Here is a 24,108-nt window from a genome sequence, read left to right on the forward strand (position 1 = left end):
TAATGGAAACTCTTTTTATCCGATACAGCGGAAGGACGGTATCCGTTCGGTTCCCCGGACCGAACCCGAATCTACCGATAACGGTCGTCTGAGCCCACGGATACCACTGGCGGCTCATCGCCGTTCGGTTCGCTTCTGTCGGCGGAACCGCCATGCTATACAGCGGCAGTCCGGGGTTCCGATGGATCTCGGCCCCAGTCCGGTGGCAGTTCTCCGACGGCAGCCCAGCGCAATCGGCCCACGTATACAGCGGCACCGAGGGGTGGTTATTCACCTATACAGCGGCACTCTGGGGTGTGTGTTCGCAGAATTTAGCGACTCAAACCGCGGAACTCGAGGCATACAGCGGCAGTCCGGTTCCGAACGGTTAAGTAGTCGACGCCGAAAGGAGCTGGCACCCGAATGTCGGATTCGACGGACTACTTCGGCAGTGAGAACGAAATCTTTCGGAACAAGGAGCTGCTGCAGGTTTCACACCTCCCGGACGGCGATCGAATCATCGGCCGCGAGGACGAACTGACCAACCTCGCGAACGCGATCAAACCGGCGACTCGAGGAAACACGCCGAACAACGTCCTCGTGTACGGGAAGACAGGAACCGGGAAGTCACTGTGTTCGAAGTTCATCACGAATCAGGCGATCGAGCGCGCGGAGGGCAACGACGTCTCGATCGGCGTCGCGTACGTCGACTGCCTCCAGGAGTCGACGGAAACGCAGGCAGTGCAGTCCACGGGCCATCAACTCAACGACCAGTCCAAGACCGACGTCTCGATTCCACACTCGGGACTGAGTACGGCCGAATACTACCGTCGCCTCTGGCACATCGTCGACACCTGCTACGACGTCGCCCTGATCATCTTAGACGAAGTCGACAAGATCGAGGACGACGACATCCTGATGCAACTCTCTCGAGCGGTCGAATCCGGCAAACTCACCGAGAGTACCGTCGGCGTTATCGGAATCTCGAACAAGGTCCGGTACAAGGACTCGCTGGACGAGCGCATCAAATCGAGCCTCTGTGAACGCGAGTACGTCTTCTCGCCGTACGATGCGACCCAGATCCGGGAAATCTTGCGCTCACGGTCCGACGCGTTTCACGAGGGCGTCCTCGAGGACGGCGTCGTTCCCCGCGTGGCAGCGCTCGCGGCCCGCGAACACGGTGACGCACGGAAGGCGATCGATATCCTCCGCTTTGCGGGTGAGATCGCCGAGGAGAACGCCCTCGAGACGGTCACTGAGGATTGCGTCGATCAGGCACACGAGCGCGAGGAAACCAGCCGACTGGCCGAGCTGATATCCAAAAGCCCCAGTCACGCGAAACTCGTCCTCGAGGCGATGGCGCTGTTGACCCAGCAAAAGGAGGGCGACGACGCGCCGGTGACGACCAACGAGGCGTACGACCTCTACAAACGTCTCTGCGATCGGGACGGCTCGGAACACCTGAAGCTCCGCCGGGTTCGCGATATCCTCTCGGAACTCGAGTTCCTCTCGATCATCGATCAGGAGCGCAAGTGGGCCGGAAAGGGGAAAGGCAACTACATGGAGAATCGGCTGATCGATGATCCCGAGGTCATCATCGCCGCCTGTAACGAGTCCGAGTAGCGTTCTCGATCACGGTGAACGATATCGGTCGCGAGCGTGCTGCCATCGTGGCGACGAGGAGAGTGACACTTCTCGTCGATTCGCTCACTCCGTCTGGTTCTGTAGGAACGGAGACCGACGCCCTCAGAGCAGTTCGCGGACCTCGGAGTACCACATATCGTGGTAGTCGACGTGGCCGACCCGGCGAGCGATGGCGACCGCAAGGGAGTGCCAGCACTTCTCGGTGGGGTCGTCGGCGTCTAAGTTGTACTCGCTGTCCTTGCAGGTACAGCCGCCGTCCTCGACGATATACTCGTCCTCGTAGCCGACGACGATGGTGAAATCCCGGTAGGACTTCACGCGGTTCTCGCCGACCGCCTCGATGGCCCGGGCCCCGCGGTCGCCGTGGACTCGCGTGATCGCCCCGACGATCTCCGGCGTCAGCTCGCCGGCCTCCTCGAGACTCGCCTGCCATCGCTCGACGGGATTGGCCTCCGACACGTCCGTGACTGTGCGCCGAACTGTAAAATCGGTTTGGTTGTCCGCCGCCGGCCCGCCGTCTCCCCATCGGCCGCCGGCGGGAGACCACACCGCTTTTCGCCCGCTACCCACGAGACGTGGTATGCGCGTCACCGAGGGCGGGGTCGAACTCGAGGTCCCCGGCGAGCAGACCGAGGGCATCGAGGAGGCGGTCTTCTACAACCCGCGACAGGAGCTGAACCGGGACTTGACGATCGCGACGCTGCGGGCCTACCGCGAGCGCGAGGATCGCGCCGAGACGTATCTCGACGCGATGACCGCAAGCGGCGTCCGCGGAGTTCGAGCCGCGGCCGACGGCTGGGACGTGACCTGCTGTGACGTCGACGAGGAAGCGGTTTCCCTCGCCCGGGACAACCTCGAGCGAAACGACTGCGAGGGGCGGGTCGAACACCGCAACGTCAACGCGCTGATGCACGAGGAGCCGTTCGACGTGATCGATCTGGATCCCTACGGGACGCCGATGCCGTTTGCCGACGCCGCGTTCGCGAACTGCCGGGATCTGGTCTGTGTCACCGCGACCGATACCGCGCCGATGTGTGGCGCACACTTCAACAGCGGCGTGCGTTCCTACTCCGCGATCCCCCGTAACACCGACTATCACGCGGAGATGGGCGTCCGGACCCTCATGTCGGCGCTGGCCCGCAGCGCGGCCCGGTTCGACGTCGGCGTCGAACCGCTGCTTACCCACGCGACCAGCCACTACGTCCGGACCTACCTCGAGCTGACCCACAAAGCCACCGCGGCCGACGCCGCGATCGACGAGTTAGGCCACCTCTATCACTGCGAAGACTGCCTCTACCGCGAGGCCGACCCCGGGCTGATCGCCGACCCGCTCGAGCGCTGTCCCCACTGCGACGGGAACCGCGTCCTCGCGGCCGGCCCGGTCTGGCTCGGCCCCGTGCAGGACTCGTCGTTCATCGGGGCGGTTCGCGACGAGATCCCCTACACGTTCGATACCGCGCCCGAGGCCCGGGAACTCTGTGACACGCTCGCGGCGGAACTCGACACGCCGACCCACTACGATCAGCACAAACTCTGTCGGAACTGGGGGCTGCCGGCCAACGCGATGGACGAGTTCCTCGCCGACCTGCGCGAGGCGGGCCACGCCGCTTCCCGGGCCCACTACGGCGGGACGACGTTCAAAACCGACGCGACCGTCGGTGAGATCAGGGCGGCGACGGAAGGGAACCTCGACTGATCGACGGGGATCGAGATGTCGGCCGGCCGTCGAGCCCGTTACTCGAGGTCGGCATAGAGGCGAACGAGTCCGCACTCGGGACAGCAGACGCCCTGTACTTTCGCCGTGTTCTGGACTCCTACCTTGCCTAACAGCCCGTTACGTTTCCCGGTCGTGATCGACAGGCGCATTCCCTCGGTGTCGCGGACGGTGGTCTCTTTCATCGTCACGCCGCAGTCGGGACAGCGTCGTTGCTCCATGCGATGGGGTTATATTCCCGACAGAAAGAAGTTCGCGCTCGAGCCGCCGTCGCCGGTCTCCGATCGGCGGTCGAAACCGACCGCTACGGGACGCCGACCCGGATCAGCCCGATGGTACTGTCGGGGCCGTCCGGCGTAACAGCCCGTTGGATCCCTGTGTCGTGCGATTACATATTGGGTGGGACCTCGAACGGCGGGCCGTGATCGATCGGGGACGAGGGGTGGATCTGACGGGACGGGTCCTTCGGCTCGCGAAGGACCAACAGTTGACGCTGCTGGCGGCCGGGGTCGCCTTCTATGGCTTTCTGTCGCTGGTACCGCTGATGTTGCTGGCGCTCGGCCTCGCGGCGTCAGTGGGGGGCGAAGCGCTCGCGGACCGGCTCTCCGCGGCCGCGACCGACATTCTCACCGTTCAGGCCCAGACGCTGCTGGCCGACGCCGTCACTGACGAAACGGGTCGTCGCGGGGCGACCGTCGCCGGCATCCTCGGCCTGCTGTGGGGCTCGAGCCGCGTCCTCCGTGGCCTCGATCGGGCCTTCTCGCAGGTCTACGACACGGTCGGAGAGAAGTCGCTACTCGATACGATCTGGGACGCGATGATCGTCTCGATCGCCATCACGGCCGGCCTCGCGCTGCTGGGGGCGCTCGAGCTGGTCGTTCGGTTCCCGCCGGGGCTCGAGGTGTCGTTCGCAGTGGCGGTCGTCGGCCAACTGTTCGTCGTGCTGGGGCTGTTCGTCACCTTCCTGCCGCTGTACGTGATCTTCCCGGACGCGAACGTCGGGATCCGCGAGGCGGCACCTGGAACGGTCATCGCCGCAGTCGGCTGGTTCGTTCTGAGCCGCACGTTCTCGCTATACGCCGGGTTACTCTCCGATTACGCGGTCTACGGTGCGCTTGGGGCCGTCTTTCTCGTCCTCATCTGGCTGTACGTCGGTGCGATCATCCTCGTTTTCGCGGCGGTGGTCAACGCGGTGCTGGCCGACCGTGAACTGGATCGGCAGCTACAAAGTCCCGGCCGACGACAGATTCCGACAGAAGCGATGACCGACGACGCCACGGGCGCCGACGAGGGAGCCACGGAGGACCGCGCCAGCGACCGCGCACGCGAATCGAGCGCGAGCGCCCGAACCCGCGATCGAGCCGACGATCCGGCGGCGCTTCGCGAGGAAATCGAGCGGCTTCGCGATCGCGTCGACGACTTCGAGTCCGACGTCGAAGAGCGCACCGTTCGGAAAGAGTCCCTCGAGAGCGAGTTGAAACGCTACGTCCGCCGTCGGGTCCGACGCGGCCACGCCCGCGACTGGGGGCCGTATCTCGTCTTGCTCTACGGCACGGCGATGTCGATCGGCGCGTTCTACTTCCTCAACGGAGGCTGGGCGATCCTCGCGATGCTCGTGGTCTGGACCTCGACGCTCGGTCTCTACGTCCTGATGGTCCTGCTCGGCTTCGGCATCTCCCTGCTTGGACTCCCCGGTCGGCTCCGCGATGCGGTCGGCGACCGCCGATAGCTACCGAACGCGAGCAGTCTGGCTGACGAACCGCCGTACCCGATCCGTGTACGTCTCGGGTCGGTGGAGGTTACAGATGTGGCCGGCTCCCGCCAGCACTTCGACCCGGCCGTCCCGGGCCGCGGCGGCGTGGTCGCGCTCGCCGCGGCGCATGAGTTTGTCGTTCTCGCCGTTGAGTATCAGCGTCGAGTCCGGGTACGTCGAGAGTGCGGCCCGGAAATCGCGACCGGCGATGTCCGGTCCCGCGTCGCCGAACTGCTTGGGATAGAAGCCGGCGTCGATGATCTCGCGCTCGATATCGGGCGCGAGATCGCGCTGTCGAACCCAGCGGGCAGCGAGTTTCTCGACGGCCCGCTTCCCGATGTCGGGCTTGGTAAGGAGTCGCGACATCCCGCCGGTCAGCCGCGTGCCGAGTTCCATCGTATTGACCGGGTTGACGCTACTGCCCGACAGCACCAGCGCGTCGACCTCGTCGGGATGCCGGTAGGCGTACTCCGTCGCCGCGTAGCCCCCCAGCGAGAGCCCGACGAGCGTCGCGGAGCCGTCGGTGTGGCGGTCCACGACCGACTCGAGGACGTCGATCGCCGGCTCCATCCGGAACGGCTTCCCCGCGCGGGTGCCGTGGCCGGGTAAATCGGGCGCGACGGTGTGATACTCCCCGGAAAGCGCCCGTGTCTGGGGGAGCCACATCTTCCGGGTGAACATCGCGCCGTGTACGAACACGATCGAGTCGGCGTCCGACGGGCCGGCGACGTCGATGCCGGTCTCGTCGGGTCCCTCGCCTGTCCAGTCCATAGCCGGTGGGAGTATCACGAGAGCGACCTTAGTGGTCCGCCCGGCCCATTACGGCGACGGCGGCCGAGACGACCGCTACTCGAGTCCCCGGCCGCCGTCGCTTCCGGAGTCGGCGTCCGCGTCGGGCGTCGCGGCCGGTTCCGTCGGCAGCCCACCCTCGAGCCGGACCGCATCGCGGGTGATCTCACGGACCGAGTCTCGATCCAGTGTGACGCGATACCGGGCTCCTTTCTCCCACCCGAGCGAGGATTTGATCGACTCGACGGCCGACGGGTCGGGCCGAACGTGAGCGACGTCGCCCGCGACCGCCGCGACGACGCCGACGGTCTCGCCGGTGGCGTTCTCGACGGGTTTGTCGATATCGTCGTCGGAAAAAACGGCGCACATACCGTCGGCTACCGCAACTCGGGACAAGTCGGTCGTGCCTGCGATGGCCGGGCGGTGATCGGCGGGGGAAGCGACCGGGAGACGGTTCGCCGGCCGGTCGATCGGGATCGAAACGGCGCGCCGACGTCTCGAGAGCGGATCGAGTTCCAGCCCCGGGTTCACTCGCCGTCCGCGTCCCCGCGCTCGAGTTGGTCGCCGCCGAACTCGTCGTCGCTCTCGATCCGGGAGGCCTGCGGTCCGCTCTGGTCTTGATACTTCGAGCCCCGCTCGCTCCCGTAGGGGCGGTCGGCTTCGGTCTTGAGTTCGGTGAAGGTGAGCTGCGAGATCCGCATCCCCGGCGTGAGCGCGACGGGTGCAGAGCCCAAGTTCGACAGCTCGAGGGTGATCTGGCCGCGATAGCCGGGATCACAGAGGCCGGCTGTGGCGTGGACGACGACCGCGAGTCGGCCCAGCGAGGACCGCCCCTCGACGTGAGCGATCAGGTCCGCGGGAATCTCGACGCGTTCGTGAGTCGTCCCAAGCACGAAATCGCCCGGGTGGAGGATGAAGTCGTCGTCCTCGTCGACGACGGTCTCGGAGACGTAATCGTCGACTTCGTCCTCGGAGTTGGGGTGAATACAGGGGATGTTCGTCCGCTGGAACTCGAGAAACTCCCGGCCCAGTCGGAGGTCGACGCTCGCGGGCTGGATCTGCAGTTCCGGGTCGTCTAACGGCTCGACGACGAGGTCGCCGGCCTCGAGTCGGTCGAGGATGTCCGCGTCGGAGAGGATCATATCGAGAGGGAGCGAACACGGCACCCTAAAGTCCTCGGTCCGCCGTCGCTCACGGCGCGGTCCCGGTTCGATCCACGGGTGACCGGCGACCCTCGGTCGAGCCAACGGTTTACATCATTTATAATGTTGATACAATTCAAGCGCCTGTAACCCGTGGATGGACGGCCTAACCGATTATAACGCTGTACGATGAAGGTGGGTCCATGAGTGGGAGGCAGGGCCGATTCAACGGGGACACGGAAGTGCTACACCAGCGGGCGGTCAGGGTTCCGCTCCCCGATCTCGAGGCCGAGCGGCTGTTCCACGAGAACATGCTGACGATCGCGGCCGCGTTGGAGCGGAAGGCGGACCTGCTCGCCGATCCCGAAGTAACGGTGTTAGACGCCTACGAAGCACAGTTCGATCACGCCGCCGAGAGCTTCGAGCGGCGACTCCGACGGATCGTCGGCGACGATTACAAGGCGGTCGCGCGGGCGTATCATCGCGGGGATCGTGACGACCGCATCGGCGCGATCGCCGCGTACTACCTCGAGGGGGCCTGGCGGGCCCAACAGCAGGCCACGATCACGGACATGCTGTACGTCCCGCTGGTCATCCGGTATCCGGACAGTTTCACGGTCAACATCCGCTTTGCCAGCGGGCACAAGACGGCCGAGGCGATCCGATACGAGTCGCCCGAACACTCCACGGACGACCTCGACGAGGAGTACGCCGAAACCTACTACGACGAGAGTTACTACTCCCAGCGGCGGGCGGCGACGTATCTCGAAGCGGGTGCCGAGATCATCCGCGAGGAGTTCCCCGACCCCGACGAGACCGCCCGGGAAGAGCGGGAGTACGGCGGTTTCGTCTCGGCGAGCGGCCGCCGGGGATCGGTATTCTCGGCGATGATCGAACGGGTCGAGCCCGATCCCGACCGGTTCGAGGGGCCGATCGACGAACCGACGCTAGTCGAGGCGGGGCCCGAGGCCAGACGAACGGAACGGGAGTACTTCCGCGAGAGCGAAGTCGTTCACTGACGGCTCGCCGGCGTCCGTCGCAGCGATCGATAGGTACCGCTAAAGGCATCGACGTCTTCGAATCGGCCATGAAACAGGCCATCGTCGCTCGCACGGATATCGGGATGGGACAGGGAAAGCTCGCCGCACAGGTCGCTCACGCGTCGCTGTCGGCCTACGAGAACGCCGACCGGCAACTGCGAGACCAGTGGAAGGAAGGGGGCCAAAAGAAGGTCGTCCTGAAAGGCGAGAGCGAGCGCCAGCTTCACGAACTCTCCGAGATCGCCGAGCGAAAGGGGATTCCCACCGGACTCATCCGAGACGCCGGTCACACCCAACTCGAGCCGGGGACCGTCACCGCGCTGGCAGTCGGCCCGGCGGCCGACGACCGCGTCGACAGCGTGACCGGCGAGCTGTCGCTGTTTTAACCGTCAGTCCGACCGGTAGCCGCGGGGGTCGTCCCTGACTGCGGGTTCGTCGTCGGGCAGCGGCGGATCGGGGGTGACCCGATCGCGCAGCGCCTCGAGATCGACCGACTTGCTGCCCAGCACCGCGAAGCCGGCGAAGATCGTCAGGAAGCCGGCGACCGCCAGCGCGTCGATCGTCTCACCAAGCAGCGCCCAGCCACCCAGCGTCGAGACGACGGGCACGACGTAGAAGATCAGGTTCGCGCGGATCGCGCCGGCCGCGTCGATCAGGCCGAAGTAGGCGATGTAGGCGAGGACGCCCGCGAAGACGCTGACGTACCCCAGTGCCGCGACCGCTTCGACGGTCCAGTCGATCGCGGCCGCCGACTCGCCGCCCGTCCACGCCAGCAGGTGACACAGCACTGCGGCGAAGGGCAGTCCCCAGGCGACTCGGACCGTACTCGAGAGGTCGCTGTCCGCCCGACGGATCAGCACGGCCCCGAGCGCGGCGGCGATCGCGCCGACGAAGAGGATCCCCTTGCCGACGGCACCGCCCAGCAGGTTCGCGGGGTCGGGACTGACCACGAGACCGACGCCGAGCAGGCCGAGTCCCATCCCGGCCGCGCCGCGGGCGGAGAGCCGCTCGTCCGAGAGGAAGAACGCGGCGAAGATCGGCGTCATGATGGGGTTGAGACTGTACATGATCGAAGCTACCGCGCTGGTGACGTACTGCTGACCGACGAACAGCAAGGCGTTGGTCAGCCCGATTGCGAGGACGCCGGTCGCGAGGACGGCCCCGACGTCGCTGCGAGTCCGGGGCAGCAGGTCGGCCCGTGGGGTCGTCAGCCCGACGTAGGCAAGCATGATGACGGCGGCCACGTCGAACCGGAACGCGACGAACAGCAGGGGCGGAAAGTACGCAAGCCCGGCTTTCGCGGCGACGAACGTGCCGCCGAAGAACAGGCTCGAGAGGGCGAAGAAGACCGCGGTGCGACGCGCTACCACGACGCCGTCACCACCGTCGGAATCGCGTGCGGCGACCCGAACGCGGGCGACGCGGGAAGAGCGAAGATCATCGTACTCTCAGGTAGGTGCCGGTAGCATATAGTTTCGTTCAGAAACGATTCCAGAGCAAGAAATATGGGCGGGCCGGGAAAGGGACCGGCGACGCGACACCCGCGCGGGCCGTGAAACCCTTTCACGGTGCGAAAACGGTTTGGTCTCGGCCCGGAGAGGTGACGTATGGAATCGGCGCTCGAGGAGATCGAGTTCCTGGCGCTCTCGGAGAACCGCGTCGCGGTGCTGGACCTGCTCTCGGCGGGGCGACACACCCGAAGGGAACTGGCCGACGAAACGGGGGCCTCCCAGGCGACGCTGGGCCGAATCCTCGGGGACTTCGAGGACCGGTCGTGGGTCAGACACGACGGCAGCGAGTACGTCGCGACAGCGACTGGCCGACTCGTCGCGGAGGGATTCACCGACCTCCAGGAGATCCTCGAGACTGAGGGGCGGCTCCGTGACATCGTCGATTACCTGCCGACCCATGCGATGGACTTCGATCTCCGGCGGCTCTCGGATGCGACGATCACCGTCCCGACGGCGACGCGGCCGAACGCACCGCTCTCGCGACTGCTCGAGTTCGTCCGCGATGGCGACGAAATCAGGACGTTTTCACACACGTTCAACGGACAGGCGCTACAGGTCGTCAGCGACCGTGTAACCGGCGGCGACCAGCGCTTTCGGGGCGTCTTCGGCCGCAACGCGATCGAGGCGCTCGCCGAGGAGTCGGAGCTTCGCGACCGGCTCGAGGCCCTGCTCACGGCCGAGGACGCCGAGATCAGGGTCCGCGAGGAGGGCGTTCCGATCGCGATCATGATCGTCGACGACCTGGTCTATCTCCTCCTGCGTGACGAGGACGGCATCCTGCGGGCCTCCGTCGATACCGACGACGACGCCGTCCGGGCGTGGGCCGAAGACTCGCTGGATCATTACTGGCGGACCGCGACGCCGCTCGCGGTCGAGGATCTCACCGACTGACGGGAGCGAAGAACGCGAGGCGATGTCGCTCGAGTCGGCCCTCTCTCTCCTACGGCGAGGCCGACTCGGCCGCCGTCGCCTCGTGGTTCGGTGAGATCGGCGTCGGGAATTCGAGCCCCGCCGCAGGCCGCGCCGCCGCGAGCGGGTCCGGCCCGACCGCGATCGAAGCGGGCTCGGGCTCCGTCTCCTCCTCGCCGGTCTCCTCGATGACGTACTCCTGGCCGATCGTCGACGCCTGCAAGTTGTCGACGGGCGCGTGATCCTCGGTCAACACCGGCACGTCGTCGGTGTTCGGGTCGTCCATGTACGCGTCGACCTCGCCGCTCAGGTCGATCGGCAGGTCGCGGCGCTCGTTGCGGGCCGCGAGGTCGTCTTCGGTGAACTCGGTGTCGGCCTTCGTCGCGGCGACCTCGATGTTCTGGACCGAGCCCAGACTCGAGGTCCGGAAGCTGTAGGTCGAGGGGAACGCCTCGTCGATCGTCTTGTACTGGGCCCGGTAGAACGCCGAGCCGGCCCCGCTGGGCGCGGCGATGACGTTCGCGAGGAAGACCCCGTCGTCGGAGAGTCGGTCCTCGACGAGTTCCATGAATTCCAGTTGCGTGAGGTGGATCGGCACCTGGTCCTTCTGGTAGGCGTCGAGGACGATCAGGTCGTAGGTCTCGTCGGTCTCCTGCAGGAAGATCCGGCCGTCCTCGGTGTGGGTAGTCATGTTCTCGCCCTCCTCGAGACGGAAGTACTCCTTGGCCGCCTGCGTCACCTCGGGGTCGAGTTCGACGACGTCGACGTCGACATCGTAGCGCCGCTCGAAGTCCTTCGGGCCGGTGTAGCCACCCCCGCCGATGAACAACACGTCGTCGACCTCGTCGGGGTCGTCGGTCATCAGCATCGGCAAGTGGAAATACCGCGTGTACTCGAAGACGTGTCGGTTTGGATCCTCGAGGTCCATCGCGCTGTGGCGTGCGCCGTCGAGATACAGCGTTCGCACGTCGCCGTCGTCGATGACCTCGAGTTCCTGATAGGCCGTCTGGGTCTCGTAGACGACGTCGCCGCGGTGGTCAAAGGCGACGGGGCCGAGGCCGCCGGCGACGACCAACAGCAGGGCGATGCCGATGCTGGCGGCCGCGGGCCGGGGAGCGACCCGCGGCAGGGTCAGCGCGAACGCGGTGCCGACGAGAATAAAGCCGAACAGTAGCCCGATCGCGTCGATTCCCAGCGTCGGAATCAGGAAGTACGTGGTCGCGCCCGCGCCGACGATGCTGCCGATGGTGCCCAGCGCGTAGACGTGGCCCGACGCCTCGCCGGTGCCTTCTTTCTCGGAGAGTTCGGCCGAGTAGGGACTGATAAAACCGAGCAGATAGGTCGGCGGGCCGAACAGGATCAGGACAGCCGGCAGCGAGGCGTAGCGGGCCGGCAGCGGCATCGTCGACGCTGACAGCAGGAGTTGATCGCTGGCATAGACGACGATCGCGACGTAGCCGGCCGTCCCCAGCAGGATCCAGCTCATCCGCGCGTTCGAGGCGGTATCGGCACGTTTGCCACCTTGCCAGTAACCCAGGCTCAGTGCGGCGAGGAAGACGGTGATGATGCTCCCCCACGTGTAGATGCTGTTCCCGAACTGCGGGGCGATGATCCGGCCCGCGAGGATCTCGAGACCCATACTGGTGACGCCGGAGACGAACACCGCGACGTCGGGTTTCGTCGGGCGGTACGCGGAGGGCTGCCCCAGACTCATTACCGGGACATAGCGGGCCCGGCAGGAGAACTTGTCGCCTCGGTACGGATTCGCCGGGAGTCACCCGAGTCGAGCGCCGGTCCGGCGTTTTATCCCGGCTCCGTGCGTGCGGACCGGTATGCGCGAGGTGACGGTCTCCCGAGTCGTCGCTGCGGCTCCGACCGAGCTGTCGGCGTGGCTCGAGCCGGCGACCATCGTCGAGGCCGAGGGGAGTTTCGCGGTCGAACGCGTCGAGGAACGGGGCGATGCGACGGTCGTCGTCGCCAGCGGCCCGGGGATCCAGTTGCCGCTGCGGTTCGAGGATCGCGACGGGTCGATCTACTACACGCAGGAAAGCGAGCGCGGCCCCTTCTCGGCGATGGGAACACGGCTCGAGGTCGAGTCCGTCGACCACGGACGGACCCGACTCACCGCCCGCTCGACGGTCGAACTCGCCGCACCCCTGCCGTTCGGCGATCGGATCGCCGCCTGGAAACGGCGGGGCGAACTCACGAATCTGCTCGAGTCGGCCGAGACCGCCGTCGGGTAGCGGTCGAAACGGGGCGCTGAGTCGTGGGGTCGACGATCACTGTCCTGTTTCTGATACAGAATGTAATGAAAACCTACTTGTGAAGAGGGAAACGAAATCGGATCGTATGCCGCAGTATCCCCGCCGAACCCTCCTCGGTGGTATCGGGACGACGATGGCGCTCGGATTGGCAGGTACTACTGCCAGCTCGACCGCCGCGAACGGTACGCGCGATTCCGCCGATGCACCGAGTTTCGACACCCTCCTCGATCGGCTCCCGGCCTCGGTCGCGGCCGATCAGTTGACGATGTCGGTGATGGACCTCGAGCGCCGGCGCGAGGCAAACGAACCCTACGGGCCAAACGCCACCACCGGCGCGTTCGAGATCGACGACGAGACCGTCGCGAAACAGGCGACCGTCTACGCGACGGGTGACGAGTTCACCCAGTCGGTGACGGTCCTTACCGGCGAGATCGACCTCGACGGCGACGGCGAGTCCCGCGAAACCGACGACGGGATCGCGTACGACCGTTACGAAGCTGGCGAGCAGGTCGCCGCGGTCACGGACGAGGCCGTCGTTATCGCGCAGGAGGCGGCCGTCCTCTCCGACGCCGTCGCCGCGGGTGCGGGCGATGCCGATCGACTCCTCGATTCGATGCCTCTGCTCGCGGAGGCGTTCGACAGCTACGAGGACGCCGACGGATACAGCGTCAGCGTCGGTGACGACTTCCAGCCGCCGGAGATCGACGCGACCGCCGAATACGTCGTCCGGGCGATGACCGTCCTCGGTCCGGACACGATGGCGATGGACTTCGGGGTCTCCTTTACCGACGCGGACGACGTGACCGACGAACTCGTCGAACGCCTCGAAGGGGAGTTCGCCTATATGGCGACGACCAACGAGCCGACGACCGAGGTCGACGGCAGTCTCGTCACCATCACCGTGGAGCGCGACCTCGCGGCCGAACGGGCCGCCCAGGAACACGACAGCCCCGGCGCGCTTCACGTCGCGCGCGATCTCGACCTCGACGACGACCTCCTCGAGATCGAGATCGGCCACGGCGATCCGACCCCGATCGAGGACCTCACGCTGGAAGTCGGCGACGAGGAGTACGATCGCGACGTCTGGACCAACGGGCACGGTACCCTCGAGGAAGGCGACACGATCGTGATCGAGACCGACGACGTCGAACCGAACTGCTCGGTGACGCTCACTCACGATCACGAGTACGGCTCGAGTTCGAGTTCGACGACGCTGCTCAGTCACTTCCGGTTCGAGTTCGCGTACGACCCCGACGCGACGGAACTCACCGTCGAGTACGCCGACGAGTTCCCGCTCGACGGCGACGAGGTGTGGCTCGCGGTCCACGAGGACCGGCCAACCTACGGCTTCCGTGGGGACGACGCCGAGCCGACGGCGACCGCTCAGCCGTGGACGGGAACGACGATGGAGTCCGGTGACGACGCGACGATCGCGGACGTCGACCCGGGCGACGTGGTCTCCGTCTGCTGGGGCGAGCCGAGTTTCCGGGAAAGTCTCTCGACCCATCGCGCCCAGCCGCCGGGAACCGTTGTGTTCGAGTACGACTACGAGGAGCAATCGCTTGCGGCGACCCTCGAACTGGACGACGACACCGAACGGTCCGCCTCGGCCTACGAACTCCTGATCGACGGCGAGCCGGCCGACACGCAGTGGGCCGACGCGGCCGACACCGTCGCCTCGGGTACGACGATCGAGGTCGACGCCGTCCCGGTCGGTGCCGACGTCGAGGTCGTCTGGGGCGAAGACGACGTCCGTGTCGGCAGCGCGTACCCGCAACCGACGATCGACCTCGCGTTCACCGACGACGGAACCGCGGTCGAACACGTCGGCGGCGATTCGGTGGACGCATCGGCGCTCGAAGCTCGCGTGTGGACCGAGGGCGACAACGTCGAAATCGACCTCGCGGACGAGATCGACGGTGACTTCGAGAAGGGCGACACGATCCCCGTCGACGCGTCGGCGACGCACGGACTGTCCCTGATCTACGAAGGACAGTACCACATCGGCTACGCCCACACGGCCTAGGCCGGGTTTCGCTCCCCGGTCGGCGTCTCGGCCGAGGTTCAGTTGGTCGTGATAACTTCGATCACGTCCCGCGACTCGACTTCGTAGTCCTTCCCGAGCTGGCGATTGCTCCGACAGTCGATCGCGTGCAGGAACCCGTCGCCGATATCGGAGTGGAGGCTGTAAGCGAAGTCCTCCGCGGTCGAGTTCGGCGGGATCAGATAGCAGTCGGGCAACACCTCGCCGCGTTCGTTGCCCAGCCCGTTCGCACCGCCGGGGAACACCGGCGTCACGCCCAGCACGTCGAAGAGCGCGGTCTCGAGTGCCGCCTGGACGCCCGTCGCACCGAACTGCTCGAGGAAGTCTCGGATCTGCTCGAGTCCCTGTTCCTGGTCGCCGGAGACGTCGCCCGTGATTTCAAAGTCGTCGTCGCCGGGCCGGTAGTCGACGACGCCGGCCTTGTCGGCCGATTTCAGCGCCTTCTCGGCGTGGGCACTACAGGGCACGATCGTCAGGTGATCGTAGTCCGGATCGTTCGCGATCGCCTCGTAGTTTTCCTGTGCCTCGGGTGTGTCCATCTTGTTCGCCGCGATGACCATCGGCTTGGTCTCCTTGCGGATCTCGCGGGCCAGCTCGAGTTTGTCCTCGTCGTCCCAGGCCTCGGGTTCGAAACCGACATCGACCCGCCGGATCAGGCGCTTGATCTCGTCGTCGCTGGTTTTGAACGCGCTCATCTGCTCGGCGAGTTCCTCCTCGATGGCGTCGTCCTCGGTCGTGTAGCCCGACTCGTAGCGTTCGATCCCCTTCTCGAGGACGTCGAGATACCACTGATCGAGTTCCACCTCGAGGAAGTCGATGTCGTCACGGGGGTCGTGGCCCTCGGTGGGTTCACCTTCGGCGTCGGTTTGCCCGGAGAAGTCGACGACGTGGACGAGGACGTCGGTCTCGTTCAGATCCGAAAGGAACTGATTGCCCAGCCCGTTGCCCTCGTGTGCGCCGGGGATGAGCCCGGCGACGTCGACGAGTTTCGTCGGAACGAAACGGGTTCCGTCGTCGCAGTAGCCGACGTTGGGCGTACACTCCTCGTCGAATTCGGGGGCCGCACAGTCGACGCGGACGTAGGCCTCGCCCACGCTGGGGTCGATCGTCGTGAACGGGTAGGCCCCCTCGGGCACGTCGTTCATCGTCGCGGCGTTGAAGAAAGAGGACTTGCCGACGGACGGTTTGCCGACCAGTCCGATCCGGTAACTCGTACTCATTATCCGTCCGTGGCGCGGCCAGCGTAAACGGGTTTCCCTCCGTCGCTGGGGTGGTATGTATGGGCGTAGCAGATTCGCGCAGTAGACTCGAGCGGGGGCTAGACGTGCGTCGGCGGCTCGACCGCGGTCGCGATATCGAGTTCGGCGGCGACGTCGTCGAGCAGGTCGCCTTTGACCTCCGAACTTCGCCAGCCGATTTCGGCGACCAGCGGCGGCTCGAACTCGGATCGAATCGTCTCGAGCCGTTCGTCTTCCGTGGCGACCCGCTCGCGGAGGTAGCGTGCGCCCCGGCCGTTCTCGTCGGGGTCCGGCGACGGCGTGAGCTTGTTGGCGACGAGTCCACGGACGGCGAGGTCCTTTTCGCGGATGTCGGCGATCGAGCGGCGGGTTTCGTTGACCGACAGTTCGTCGGGGTTGAGGACGAGGAAGAACGCGGCATCGTCGTGTAGCGCCGACCCGGCGAACTCGAAGAAGGACTTGCGCTCCTCGAGTCGCGCTAGAACGGGGTCGCCCTCCATCACGCGGCGGGGCTCGTTGTTGCCGACGGCGGCCTTCTCGAAGAGGTCGATGCTGGTCCGGCGCTTGTACATCAGCCGGTCGATCCAGTCCTCGAGCAGGTCGGGCAGGCCGAGCAGGCGGAGGGTGCTGCCCGACGGCGCAGTGTCGAAGACGACCCGGTCGTAGTCGTCGGCGTTGCGCATCACCTCGATGAACCGGTCGAACAGCGCGGACTCGTAGGCCCCCGGCGTCCCGTGGGCCTTCTCGAGCTGGCGGTTGATCTCGTTGACCATCGAGGCCGACACCTGTTCGGAGAGGTCCTGCCGGATCTCGTCGAGATGTCGGGTGACTTCGTCCTCGGGGTCGATCTGCATGGCCTCTAACCCCTCGACCCCCTCGACCGGTCGCGGCGAGTCCCCGAACGGCTGGTCGAAGACGTCCGTGACGGAGTGGGCGGGGTCGGTCGAGACGACGAGGGTGCGGTGGCCGTCGCGGGCGCACTTGAGCCCGTAGGCACACGACACTGTCGTTTTGCCAACGCCGCCCTTGCCGCCGAAGAAGACGAACGGCTCCATCAGAAGTGGTACTGCTGGCCCTTTCGTTCGAGATACGTGCCGCGGTCCCACAGCCGCCGCTCCCAGGCCTCGAACTCGTCCTCGAGATAGGGCAGCAGTTCGGCGGTGTAGTAGGAGACGGGCGAGGGAATGCCGAAGGCGTCGGGGAAACACGCCAGGATGAACGCGTCCTCCGCGTCCTCGGCTTCCTTCTCGATCTTCTCGTAGGCCGGGTGCGAGATCATCCCGTGATAGAGCCCCCGGAGCCACTCCTCGAGCGTCTCGCGAAACGCGTCGATCCGGTCGGCCAGGTCCATGCCTGTATCTGTGTATCGAACGCTAAAAACCCTCGTGGCTCGCTTTCAAGACGTTCCGGCGTCTGGTATCCGGCTATGAGAACGGCTACGGACGACGGACGTCCTGTCACGATCCTCTCGGGCAGTCTCGGGGCGGGGAAGACGACGCTTTTGAACCATCTGCTGTCGAACGCCGGCGACCGGTCGCTTGCAGTGTTGGTCAACGACATGGGCGAGGTCAACGTCGACGCCGATCTCGTCGCCGAAGGATCGGAACTCGAACTCGACGACGGCGTCGCGGAACTCTCGAACGGCTGTATCTGCTGTGAACTGCAGGACGACCTCGAGACCGCCGTAGTCAGGTTGGCCCGCGATCGCTCGTTCGACCATCTGATCGTCGAGTCGTCGGGCATCTCCGAGCCCGCGCCGGTCGCGCGGCTGTTCACGACCGAGTCCCGGGTCGCGGCGCTGTACGACGTCGACACCCTCGTGACCGTCCTCGACACCCCCGCCTTCCTCGAGGCCTTCGCGGGCGAGGGCGCTCCCGAACGCCGCGGCGACGAGGACGACCGCCCCCTTTCTGACCTGCTCGTCGAGCAGGTCGAGGTCTCGAATCTGGTGTTGCTCAACAAGGCCGATCGCTGTAGCGAGGCGGAACTCGAGGAGGCCGAAGAACTCGTCGGTGCGCTCCAGCCCGACGCGGAGACGATCCGCACGGAGTTTGCGGCGGTCGATCCCGACCGACTGCTCGGTGCCGGCCTATTCGACCCGGATCGGGTGACCGACCTACCGGGCTGGAAGCGCGCACTCGAGTCGACCGACAGAGAGGGCACCGATCACGAGGGCGACGGCCGTCACGACGACCACCACGGCCATCACCACCCCGACGAGGTCTACGGCGTCTCCTCGTTCGTCTACCGGGCCCGGCGGCCGTTCCACCCCGAGCGGTTCGCCGCCGTCCTCCGCGAGTTGCCGCGGTCGATCGTCCGCTCGAAGGGGACCGCGTGGCTCGCGGACAACGAAATGCGAGTGTCGATCGCGGGGGCGGGTCCCTCTATCCGGGCCACCGCACAGGGCCCTTGGATCGCCAGCTTACCCGCGGTCGAACGGGACATGTACCGGTCGAATCGTCCCGATCTCGAGTGGCACGACGAACACGGCGACCGGCGGACAGAACTGGTGTTCATCGGCACCGACTACGACGAGGCGGCGCTGCGGAAGGGCCTTGAGGACGCATTGGTCACCGACGCGGAGTGGGAGGACGCCCTCGAGGGGCCGTTCCCCGACGAGCAGGGGGCGGACGTCGTCATCCGTGAGCCGTGACCGGGCCCCGTCTCAACACGCACAGTCGCGACCGGTCGCGCGCTCGAAGCGCATCTCCGAACCGCAGTCCGGGCAGACCGGCTCCCCCTCGAGGTCGACGTCCCTGATGCGGACGGCGCAGTCGTCACACCAGTAGGCTCCCGTGGAGCCGTCGTCGGGCCGCTCTTTCGGCGCGGGCGAGCTGAGGGCCGTTTTGACCGAGTCGATGAGTCCCATACGGGGTCGTTCGGTCGGCGGTCACTAATATCGTGCGACTGTATACCACAGGCGCACGACGGTAAACGGGAACCGGGAGAACCGTTCATCTCAGCCGACCACGAGCGGCACGGCGAGCGCGACGAGCAGGGCCCCGAGGATCGGAATGAGATAGAACACCCGCTGTGCGCGGACCGCGGCCGCCACTTCGTGATCGAGCTCGGGTCGGGCGGTCCAGATCTGCCGGTAGAAGGCGCCGGCGGCGGTGACGACGAACACCGCCGTCGAGAGCCAGATCGCCGCCTCGAGGGACAGGCCCAGCGCCTGTCCGTACAGCGGCCCGAACGACAGCAGGGCCATGAACGCGAGTCCGACCACGACGCCGAACGGGACCGGATCGACGGGCGTGCCGTCGCGATTACGGAGTTGCATACCCGCCGTTCGGACTCGAGTGGCAAAGAGCTAGACCGTGCGGTTTCCGGGCCGTCCGACCGACCGCGCCGGCGAAGCTATAAGTGGCGGTGCCGCCGTCTCCCTGTATGAACGACGAGGACTCCGACCGCGAGGGGTTCGAGGCCGGCGTGTCATCCTCGCAGGGAGATCCGCGGGTCCTGCTCGTGATGAACGCCGTCCTCTCGACGCTGTTCGGTTGGACGGTCGTCTGGGGACTGTCCTTTCTGGACGTCCTCGAGTTCAGTCCTATCAATGTCGCCACGGCGGCGATACTGCTGTTCGCGCTGACGTATCTCGTGACGATGTCCTGACCGTCGGTCCGTTCGCTCGCGGAACCGGCGGGGCTGGTCAGCGGCCGTAAATGAGCCGGTGGCCGAGGTCGTCGATCCGATCGGTCACGCGGCCGATCCACGCGCCCGGCGAGACGCGCCGGAGTGTCTCGTCGTCGACCTCGATCGCGTCCTCGCCGAACGGGTCGCGAGCGTCGTCCCCGTCATCCTCGTCGCTCGAGGCGACGTCGACGACCGTCGACATCGAACACCGGCCACAGGCTTCGGTCCGTTTGCTCCCCATGGTAACGCCTTACACGAAGAAACAGCTCCGGCGGCTAAAGCCTACCGCTCGAGCGCCGCAGCGCCGGCTCGCCGTCCACCGACGGGTATTTGATATTCCGAGCGCAACGAGTGGTATGCGAAACCCCGTCACGGACCCGACCGGAACCGAGCCGACGCCGGATCGCGACCGAACCAGCCCGCGGCCCGTCGCCGCGCGATGAGCGACGAGCGGGCGCCGGCGGAACTACCGGCCGAAATCCGCGAGGCGGTCCCCGACTGGGAGGACGAGTACCTCGACCGGGTGTCCGACCGACTGCTGTACAACTACGACCTCGAGAAGGACCACCGGGCCGGCGGCGAGCGCTGGGACCTCTACGGGAAGCTGCGGGTCCGAAGTCAGAAACAGTTCTTCCACCCGGCGCTGTCCTACGCCGACCACGAGGCCGAGGAGTACCTCTTCGCCCGTCGGGAGTCCCGGCCGACGGTCGCGGAACTCGAGCGACTCGTCGATCTGGGCCACGACCTCGCGGACGAGCGGGTCGTCCCCGACGAGGAACACTTCGGCACGGACTTCTCGTTCGTCCTCGTCGCGGACGAGATTTCCGACGACGTCCGGGAGTTCGTTTCGGGCTTTCGCGATCGGACTCTCCTGAAGTTCGGCTATCACGGCCACTACGAGGTGAACCTCGTCGTCGTGGTCCCCGAGAAGGAGGACCACGTCGCCAGCGAGGCCGCCGACGTGGCCGAGGCGTTTACCCTCTGGGACGACGTGACGACGCCCGACGAGGGCCTTCTCTCGCGGTTCGCGAAGCGGTTCTGGCAGTAACCGGCGGGCCCGTTTTCGCTCGGACGGCAACGTCGACGACACGAGATCAGTCACCGCCGTCCGCGACGATTTCGGAGCGATCGTTCGAACCCACAGTCGGCGGTGTGAGTCGCCGACGGATGTACGGGTCGCAGACGGCTGCGAGTCCCGAGTGACTCGAGACGCGGTACTGTCGGTCTACGAGACACGGCGAAAGAACGGATCGGCGAGGACGACGTCAGTCGTCGCCGGGTTCGGCGGCGGGCGTCTCGGGGCCGCGACGGACGCGACTGATGTTCCGGTAGCCCAGCCTGACGAGCGCGAGCGCGAGGCCGATGAGAACGAGGCCAAGCGCCATCTGCACGACCGCGGAGAGTTGCTCGCTGAGAGTTCCTGCACCGCCCTCGATCAGGTTCAGATAGAGGTTCTCGTAGAACACCAGAATCGAGAGCCCGAGGACGGTGATCGTGACCATGACGGCCATCGGGACGCCGGTCGAGACGAGCTGTTTGCTGTCGTCCCAGTTGGCCAGCCAGACGGTCGCGGTCAGCAGGGCAAGCGCGGCCAGCAGCTGGTTCGCACCGCCGAACAGCTGCCAGAGGACGACCCACTGCCCGGAGATAACCAGCAGGTACGCCGGGACGGCCTGGACGATCGGGTTGGTGTACCGGCCGCGGACGAACGATCGCGGGTCCGCGTTCAGGCCCGTGTCGGTCCGTCCGGCGGGCGTGCCGACGATCTCTTCCATCATGTACCGGCCGAGGCGGACGGCCGTGTCGGTCGAGGTCAGCAGGAAGCTACAGAGGACCAGCGCCATGAACACGGCGCCGGCGGTCTCGGGGACGCCGAAACTCGTGAGGATGATGCCGCCGCCCGAGGCGAAGTTCGGCAGAGCGGCACCGATGCCGCCGCCGACGTCGGGCGCGCCCCACACGGCGAGCGTCGAGAGCGCGACCGCGGCCAGCAGGCCCTCACCGAGCATGCCGCCGTAGCCGATCAGGCGGGCGTCGGTCTCCTTGTCGAGCTGTTTGGCCGTGGTCCCCGAGGAGACCAGCGAATGGAACCCGCTGATCGTCCCACAGGCGATCGTGATGAAAAGCAGCGGGAACAGCGGCGCGTAGCCGGCCGCTTCCGCGCCCCAGAACCCTTCGAACGCGGCGATCGAGCTGTCGATGACGAGGTCCTGATTGGCCGTCCCGAAGAACGTGCCGACGATGACCGCGAGGGTCGCACCACCGACACCGGCGTACAGCAGGAACGACGACAGGTAGTCACGCGGCTGGAGCAACACCCACACCGGAAGCGCGCTCGCGACCGCCGCGTAGACCAGAATTATCGGCACCCAGCCGGCGGTGTTGCCGCCGCCGATTCCCTCGAGCGCCGCGGCACCGGGCACCCAGCTCCCGTCACCGCCGAACAGCACGATGGTGCCCGAGGAATAGTCGCCGGCGAAGAGCGCGAGCGGGTACTCGAGGCCGACCCAGACGGCCGCGAAGACCCCGGCGACGAACAGTATCGTCCCCGGGATGAACGGGCCGTTGAACTGGTAGAGGTAGACCCCGAAGGCCAGCGCCAGCCCGATATACAGCAGCGACGCCGTCACGACCTGTGGATAGGCGTTGAAGACGATCCCGACGACCAGTGCGAAGACGGCGACGACGAGGATGATCGTCAGGAACGCGAACCACAGCAGCATGTTCTTCCCGCTCTCGCCGACGTACTCCCCGATCATGTAGCCGATCGACTTCCCCTCGTGGCGCAGACTGCCCGACAGCGAGACGAAGTCGTGGACGGCGCCCATCAGCGGGTTCCCGATGGCGATCCACAGCAGCGCGGGCACCCAGCCCCAGATCGCTCCGGCCGTGATCGGTCCCACGATCGGTGCCCCACCGGCGATACTCGAGTAGTGATGTCCCAACAGAACCGGTTTCTTCGACGGGACGTACTCCTGTCCGTCCTCGTACTTGTGTGCCGGTGTCTCCGCGTCTTCGTCGAGTTCGACGAAACGCGTCAAATATCGGGAATAACCCACGTACCCCACAGTGAACGTTACCAGCACTGCCGCGATGATCCATATGACCTGTGTCATGGTACCTCTAGACAAATACAGTGTGATGTATGATCTTAATTGTTGTTTGTTTACGTCCCGATATACTCCGCATCTGTAACCTTATACAGCATATATTGCTGGTGATATTGTCGGAGTCATAGACAAATATCGAAGTGGAACGTTGATACGCGAGATCGGTGACGGGTCGTCCCGTAACGCAGCCTCGTGTCGCAGGTAACGGGCCCGACCGCGTCACTCCTCGAGGACGGCCTCGAGCGCGTCCATCGTTCGCTCGACCCGGTCGACCCGGGCGTTGTGTCCCATGTGGCCGACCCGGAGGACGTCGGCAGCAAGGTCGCCGAGCCCGGTCGCGAGGACGATATCGTGATCGTCGGCCAGCGTCCGTTGCAGTTCCTCGGCCCGACCGGGGACCTCGAGTGCGGTCACCGTCGGCGACGACTGTGCGCCGTCGGGGTAAATCGACAGCCCGAGGTCGGCGGCTCGCTCGCGACACCGTTGTGCGGCCCGCTCGTGGCGCTCGAAGACGGTCTCGAGTCCCTCTTCGAGCAGCAGGTCGATTGCAGCACCGAGTCCGTAGAGGTTCGACGACAGGTGCGTGTAGGGGAACCACTCCTCGTCGGCGGCGTCGCGCCAGGGCTCGAGATCGGTGTAGAAGCCGCGGGTCTCGAACGATTCGATCTTCGCCCAGGCGCGGTCGCTGACCGAGGCGACGGTTAGGCCCGGCGGCGCGCTGAAACACTTCTGGGAGGCTCCGAGACAAACGTCCATCCGGTCGGTCGGTACCGCCGTGCCACCAAGCGAGGAGACGGCGTCGACGACGCTGATGACGCCGTGGTCCTCGAGCAGGGCCAGCACCGGCTCGAGGTCGTTCAGGACGCCGGTCGGCGTCTCGCAGTGGACCATCGTCGCCACGTCGAACGAGCCCTCCTCGAGGCGGGACTCGACGGCCGCGAGATCGATCGGATCGCGCCACGAGGAGTCACAGACGACGGCCTCGCCGTCGTAGCTCTCGACGAAGTCCGCGAAGCCCTCGCCGTAGGGGCCGTTGGCGATACACAGTACCCGGTCGCCGGGTTCGACCAGCGAGGCGACCGCGGCCTCGAGGCCGAGGATGCCCTCGCCGCCAAGGATCACGATATCGTCGTCGCCGTAGATCGCCCCGAGGTCGTCGGTCAGTTCTCGATAGAACTCGAAGAATTCGGGCTCGACGTCGGGGTTGGGCGTCGGTTCGGCCATCCGGTCGCGGACAGCGGCCGGCACCGCGGTCGGCCCCGGCGTCATGCGGAGTCGGTCGTCGCTCATATCGGGACTACCGGCACGTTCGGTCATAAACCGCTCGAGAGTGGTCCG

The 24,108-nt window shown here is 66.2% G+C and carries 26 protein-coding genes; 11 read left to right on the forward strand and 15 right to left on the reverse strand.

Going from position 1 to position 24,108, the window contains the following annotated elements; genetic code table 11:
* The first annotated feature begins 402 nt into the window (after positions 1-402).
* Positions 403-1,602, forward strand: a complete 1,200-nt coding sequence (locus NATPE_RS05045) for a Cdc6/Cdc18 family protein (RefSeq protein ID WP_006179849.1) — start codon at positions 403-405, stop codon at positions 1,600-1,602.
* 123 nt (positions 1,603-1,725) lie between these two features.
* Here the strand turns inward: NATPE_RS05045 and NATPE_RS05050 are convergent, their stop codons facing one another.
* Positions 1,726-2,082, reverse strand: a complete 357-nt coding sequence (locus tag NATPE_RS05050; RefSeq protein ID WP_006179848.1) for a hypothetical protein — start codon at positions 2,080-2,082, stop codon at positions 1,726-1,728.
* A gap of 121 nt (positions 2,083-2,203) precedes the next feature.
* On the opposite strand from NATPE_RS05050, the gene NATPE_RS05055 reads away from it, so the two are divergent.
* Positions 2,204-3,319, forward strand: a complete 1,116-nt coding sequence (locus NATPE_RS05055; RefSeq protein WP_006179847.1) for a tRNA (guanine(26)-N(2))-dimethyltransferase — start codon at positions 2,204-2,206, stop codon at positions 3,317-3,319.
* A gap of 38 nt (positions 3,320-3,357) precedes the next feature.
* On the opposite strand, the gene NATPE_RS05060 is transcribed toward NATPE_RS05055, so the two are convergent.
* Positions 3,358-3,558 carry a hypothetical protein gene (locus NATPE_RS05060; RefSeq protein WP_006179846.1) on the reverse strand — a complete coding sequence of 67 codons (201 nt, stop codon included), beginning with the start codon at positions 3,556-3,558 and terminating at the stop codon, positions 3,358-3,360.
* A gap of 221 nt (positions 3,559-3,779) precedes the next feature.
* Here NATPE_RS05060 and NATPE_RS05065 point away from each other — a divergent pair, with 221 nt between their 5' ends.
* Positions 3,780-5,066 carry a YihY/virulence factor BrkB family protein gene (locus NATPE_RS05065; protein WP_006179845.1) on the forward strand — a complete coding sequence of 429 codons (1,287 nt, stop codon included), beginning with the start codon at positions 3,780-3,782 and terminating at the stop codon, positions 5,064-5,066.
* On the opposite strand, the gene NATPE_RS05070 is transcribed toward NATPE_RS05065, so the two are convergent.
* From NATPE_RS05070 to dcd, 3 genes are all read right to left on the reverse strand, one after another.
* The gene (locus tag NATPE_RS05070; protein WP_006179844.1) at positions 5,067-5,861 is read right to left on the reverse strand and encodes an alpha/beta fold hydrolase; all 795 of its coding nucleotides are present in this window, start codon (positions 5,859-5,861) and stop codon (positions 5,067-5,069) included.
* 75 nt (positions 5,862-5,936) lie between these two features.
* A complete protein-coding gene (locus tag NATPE_RS05075; protein WP_015298790.1) occupies positions 5,937-6,248 on the reverse strand; it encodes a hypothetical protein in 312 nt (103 codons plus the stop codon).
* Between the two features lie 158 nt (positions 6,249-6,406).
* Positions 6,407-7,021, reverse strand: coding sequence for a dCTP deaminase (dcd, locus tag NATPE_RS05080; RefSeq protein WP_006179842.1), 615 nt, complete (start codon positions 7,019-7,021; stop codon positions 6,407-6,409).
* A gap of 203 nt (positions 7,022-7,224) precedes the next feature.
* Here dcd and NATPE_RS05085 point away from each other — a divergent pair, with 203 nt between their 5' ends.
* Both NATPE_RS05085 and pth2 read left to right on the forward strand, forming a co-directional pair.
* On the forward strand, positions 7,225-8,040 hold the full coding sequence (locus tag NATPE_RS05085; protein WP_006179841.1) for a hypothetical protein: 816 nt from the start codon (positions 7,225-7,227) through the stop codon (positions 8,038-8,040).
* Between the two features lie 68 nt (positions 8,041-8,108).
* Positions 8,109-8,447, forward strand: coding sequence for a peptidyl-tRNA hydrolase Pth2 (gene pth2 / locus NATPE_RS05090; protein WP_006179840.1), 339 nt, complete (start codon positions 8,109-8,111; stop codon positions 8,445-8,447).
* A 3-nt stretch (positions 8,448-8,450) separates the two neighbouring features.
* On the opposite strand, the gene NATPE_RS05095 is transcribed toward pth2, so the two are convergent.
* Positions 8,451-9,431, reverse strand: coding sequence for a DMT family transporter (locus NATPE_RS05095; protein WP_006179839.1), 981 nt, complete (start codon positions 9,429-9,431; stop codon positions 8,451-8,453).
* Positions 9,432-9,668: 237 nt separating this feature from the next.
* On the opposite strand from NATPE_RS05095, the gene NATPE_RS05100 reads away from it, so the two are divergent.
* Entirely contained in the window at positions 9,669-10,463 is a 795-nt protein-coding gene (locus NATPE_RS05100) for a helix-turn-helix transcriptional regulator (RefSeq protein WP_006179838.1), read from the forward strand.
* A gap of 49 nt (positions 10,464-10,512) precedes the next feature.
* Here the strand turns inward: NATPE_RS05100 and NATPE_RS05105 are convergent, their stop codons facing one another.
* Positions 10,513-12,195, reverse strand: a complete 1,683-nt coding sequence (locus NATPE_RS05105) for a spermidine synthase (RefSeq protein ID WP_006179837.1) — start codon at positions 12,193-12,195, stop codon at positions 10,513-10,515.
* Positions 12,196-12,313: 118 nt separating this feature from the next.
* Between NATPE_RS05105 and NATPE_RS05110 the strand changes: the two genes are divergently transcribed.
* Together NATPE_RS05110 and NATPE_RS05115 are read left to right on the forward strand one after the other, a co-directional pair.
* Positions 12,314-12,724, forward strand: a complete 411-nt coding sequence (locus NATPE_RS05110) for a hypothetical protein (RefSeq protein WP_006179836.1) — start codon at positions 12,314-12,316, stop codon at positions 12,722-12,724.
* A gap of 106 nt (positions 12,725-12,830) precedes the next feature.
* On the forward strand, positions 12,831-14,771 hold the full coding sequence (locus tag NATPE_RS05115) for a hypothetical protein (protein ID WP_006179835.1): 1,941 nt from the start codon (positions 12,831-12,833) through the stop codon (positions 14,769-14,771).
* A gap of 38 nt (positions 14,772-14,809) precedes the next feature.
* On the opposite strand, the gene NATPE_RS05120 is transcribed toward NATPE_RS05115, so the two are convergent.
* The 3 genes from NATPE_RS05120 to NATPE_RS05130 all read right to left on the reverse strand — a co-directional run bounded on the left by NATPE_RS05120 (position 14,810) and on the right by NATPE_RS05130 (position 17,378).
* Positions 14,810-16,009, reverse strand: coding sequence for a redox-regulated ATPase YchF (locus NATPE_RS05120; RefSeq protein ID WP_006179834.1), 1,200 nt, complete (start codon positions 16,007-16,009; stop codon positions 14,810-14,812).
* Between the two features lie 98 nt (positions 16,010-16,107).
* The gene (locus NATPE_RS05125; protein WP_006179833.1) at positions 16,108-17,082 is read right to left on the reverse strand and encodes an ArsA family ATPase; all 975 of its coding nucleotides are present in this window, start codon (positions 17,080-17,082) and stop codon (positions 16,108-16,110) included.
* Positions 17,082-17,378 carry a hypothetical protein gene (locus NATPE_RS05130; RefSeq protein ID WP_006179832.1) on the reverse strand — a complete coding sequence of 99 codons (297 nt, stop codon included), beginning with the start codon at positions 17,376-17,378 and terminating at the stop codon, positions 17,082-17,084. The genes NATPE_RS05125 and NATPE_RS05130 overlap by 1 nt, the downstream gene beginning before the upstream one ends.
* A gap of 75 nt (positions 17,379-17,453) precedes the next feature.
* On the opposite strand from NATPE_RS05130, the gene NATPE_RS05135 reads away from it, so the two are divergent.
* Positions 17,454-18,680 carry a CobW family GTP-binding protein gene (locus NATPE_RS05135; protein WP_006179831.1) on the forward strand — a complete coding sequence of 409 codons (1,227 nt, stop codon included), beginning with the start codon at positions 17,454-17,456 and terminating at the stop codon, positions 18,678-18,680.
* A 12-nt stretch (positions 18,681-18,692) separates the two neighbouring features.
* Here NATPE_RS05135 and NATPE_RS05140 read toward each other — a convergent pair whose 3' ends face one another.
* A complete protein-coding gene (locus NATPE_RS05140; RefSeq protein ID WP_006179830.1) occupies positions 18,693-18,896 on the reverse strand; it encodes a hypothetical protein in 204 nt (67 codons plus the stop codon).
* A 90-nt stretch (positions 18,897-18,986) separates the two neighbouring features.
* Complete coding sequence (locus tag NATPE_RS05145; RefSeq protein ID WP_006179829.1) at positions 18,987-19,307, reverse strand: hypothetical protein; 321 nt, start codon at positions 19,305-19,307, stop codon at positions 18,987-18,989.
* A 107-nt stretch (positions 19,308-19,414) separates the two neighbouring features.
* On the opposite strand from NATPE_RS05145, the gene NATPE_RS05150 reads away from it, so the two are divergent.
* Positions 19,415-19,639, forward strand: coding sequence for a hypothetical protein (locus tag NATPE_RS05150; protein ID WP_006179828.1), 225 nt, complete (start codon positions 19,415-19,417; stop codon positions 19,637-19,639).
* Positions 19,640-19,676: 37 nt separating this feature from the next.
* Here NATPE_RS05150 and NATPE_RS05155 read toward each other — a convergent pair whose 3' ends face one another.
* Positions 19,677-19,901 (reverse strand): hypothetical protein, encoded by a 225-nt coding sequence (locus NATPE_RS05155; protein ID WP_006179827.1) that lies wholly within the window; start codon positions 19,899-19,901, stop codon positions 19,677-19,679.
* 198 nt (positions 19,902-20,099) lie between these two features.
* Here NATPE_RS05155 and NATPE_RS05160 point away from each other — a divergent pair, with 198 nt between their 5' ends.
* Positions 20,100-20,708, forward strand: coding sequence for a hypothetical protein (locus NATPE_RS05160; protein WP_006179826.1), 609 nt, complete (start codon positions 20,100-20,102; stop codon positions 20,706-20,708).
* A 217-nt stretch (positions 20,709-20,925) separates the two neighbouring features.
* Here NATPE_RS05160 and NATPE_RS05165 read toward each other — a convergent pair whose 3' ends face one another.
* Positions 20,926-22,776 carry a carbon starvation CstA family protein gene (locus NATPE_RS05165; RefSeq protein WP_006179825.1) on the reverse strand — a complete coding sequence of 617 codons (1,851 nt, stop codon included), beginning with the start codon at positions 22,774-22,776 and terminating at the stop codon, positions 20,926-20,928.
* Between the two features lie 213 nt (positions 22,777-22,989).
* The gene (locus NATPE_RS05170) at positions 22,990-24,060 is read right to left on the reverse strand and encodes a pyridoxal-phosphate-dependent aminotransferase family protein (protein ID WP_015298791.1); all 1,071 of its coding nucleotides are present in this window, start codon (positions 24,058-24,060) and stop codon (positions 22,990-22,992) included.
* Positions 24,061-24,108: the final 48 nt, after the last annotated feature.

Source organism: Natrinema pellirubrum DSM 15624 (assembly GCF_000230735.2).
Lineage (GTDB): Archaea > Halobacteriota > Halobacteria > Halobacteriales > Natrialbaceae > Natrinema > Natrinema pellirubrum.